The organism is Streptomyces sp. NPDC002130, assembly GCF_040296465.1.
Classification (GTDB): Bacteria; Actinomycetota; Actinomycetes; order Streptomycetales; family Streptomycetaceae; genus Streptomyces.
On sequence record NZ_JBEOXI010000629.1, the window covers coordinates 1 to 1,955 of the forward strand.

At 61.9% G+C, this 1,955-nt stretch carries 4 protein-coding genes; all 4 read right to left on the reverse strand.

The window, feature by feature from the left end; translation table 11 throughout:
• Positions 1–531: glutamine synthetase beta-grasp domain-containing protein (locus ABT116_RS43715; RefSeq protein ID WP_351646370.1), on the reverse strand; the 531-nt coding region annotated here is incomplete at its 3' end.
• Between the two features lie 317 nt (positions 532–848).
• Complete coding sequence (locus ABT116_RS43720) at positions 849–1,034, reverse strand: hypothetical protein (RefSeq protein ID WP_351646372.1); 186 nt, start codon at positions 1,032–1,034, stop codon at positions 849–851.
• Between the two features lie 144 nt (positions 1,035–1,178).
• A complete protein-coding gene (locus ABT116_RS43725; protein ID WP_351646374.1) occupies positions 1,179–1,583 on the reverse strand; it encodes a hypothetical protein in 405 nt (134 codons plus the stop codon).
• A gap of 106 nt (positions 1,584–1,689) precedes the next feature.
• A partial coding sequence (locus ABT116_RS43730; protein WP_351646376.1) for an Hsp20/alpha crystallin family protein occupies positions 1,690–1,955 on the reverse strand: 266 nt, incomplete at its 5' end.

Here is a 1,955-nt window from a genome sequence, read left to right on the forward strand (position 1 = left end):
GCCGAGGTTCGGGGAGCCGTCGGCGTTGGTCTCTGCGCCGGTGTTCCAGGAACCGGAGATGGAATCCAGCTCGTAGAACGCGGAGTTCATGCCGGAGTCGTAGCGAACCGAGTCGAAGATGTAGAACTCGGCCTCGGCGCCGAAGAATGCGGTGTCCGCGATGCCGGTGCTGACCAAGTACTCCTCGGCCTTGCGGGCAACGTTGCGCGGGTCGCGGCTGTAGGACTCACGGGTGAACGGGTCGTGCACGAAGAAGTTGATGTTGAGGGTCTTCGCCTTGCGGAAGGGGTCGATCTGCGCCGTGGTGACGTCGGGAAGCAACATCATGTCGGACTCGTGGATCGACTGGAATCCGCGGACCGAAGATCCGTCGAACGCGAGGCCGTCCTCGAACACGTCCTGGTTGAAAGCAGACGCCGGGATCGAGAAGTGCTGCTGGACGCCGGGCAGGTCGCTGAACCGAATGTCGACGTACTCGATGTTCTCGTCCGCGATGTACTTGATGACCTCTTCGGCCGTGGTGAACGCCACGCTTGTGCTCCTTAAGTCGCTTCAGCCAAGTGATGTCGGTTGAATCCGTCGAGGCAGACGGTAGGGAGCTGGTGTTGCCCGCTCGTCAACCCTTTGTTTCGGCAGTGTTACGCGTCGCAGCATCCTGGGGATTTCCGAAGTCCATGTGACCGGCCACACAGTTAAAACCCGGCAAATCTGGACTACGGTGCTGCGACGCCTATCCTGGACAGCATGGCACGTATCACCGGAACTTGGCTCTCTGGGCCACAAGCAGCTTTGCCGAAGAGCGCGGACGGCCGTGAGCAGTCGTACCGCGGCGAGCTCCTCGGTTTCCCTCAGGAGGGTCCGGGTTCGCTGGTCGGTTCGGGCCGTCGTATCGCGGCACTGTTGGTGGATTGGGTGATGGCCGTGGGAGTGGCCTCGCTCATCACCGGTGACTTCTTCGACGGCATGACCTCGACGGTCACGCTGATGGTGTGGTTCGCCGTCGGTGTCGTCACCGTGGCGCTGTTCAACTTCACCCCGGGGCAGTTCGTCCTCGGAAAGAACAGTAGGGAGTCAACCACGGTGCGGCAGAACAGGCCGGCATCGCGGCGGAGTCCGGGTAACAGGCCAGAAGAGGATTTCGACGGACTTGTTGCGATGGAAGTGTCGACTTCGGTTGCCTACAGGTGTGGTAGTGCTGCGGTGAGGAAGACGGCGCCGAGGACGATTCCGGCAATGCCGGCGAAGACTCCGATGATTCCTTGTTTGACGTCGGGGTGGTGTCCGGGGGTGTCGGGTCGGCGCGCTGCCAGGGCGGTTCCGATGGCGGTGGCACCGAGGAGGATGCCGAGGCCGAACATCCAGAACGTCAGTATCGAGAGGGCACCGAGCATCAACGCCATGTCGCTGTATTCGTCGCTGGTGATAAGGCGGTGGTGATCCCACCAGTCGGGTGGAGTGTGCGCGCGGGATTCGGTGTTGCCGGTGTTGTCGGATTGTTCGTGCGGGGGGATGGTGGATGCAGTCATGGCAGCTGAAGGGTTCTCGCGCTGATTCTTTCGTGTGGTGGATGTGCAGTCGGCCATTCGTATGTGCGGTGGGAGATCGAAACGATGGTGGGGTGAGCCCCGAGAACCCATCGCGTGTCCTCGGGAGTCACCCCACCATCCAGCGGTGTTCGGGCCAGGTGGATCAGGCTTCGATCTGCACCTGTGTTGTCGATCCGGCGTTATCGGTTCGTGAGGGCGGTCCGGAGGAGACCTCGATCCGCCGCGGTTTCGCCTTCGCTGCGATCGGCAACGTCACCGTCAACACGCCGTTGTCGTACGAGGCCTCGATCTGTTCGGCGTCGATGTCGTCGCTGATGGACAGTTGCCGTCTGTATGTTCCAGCGAAACGCTCACTCGCCAGCCAGCTCACACCCTCTTCGGAAAGAGCGGTGCGATGCGCGGTCAACG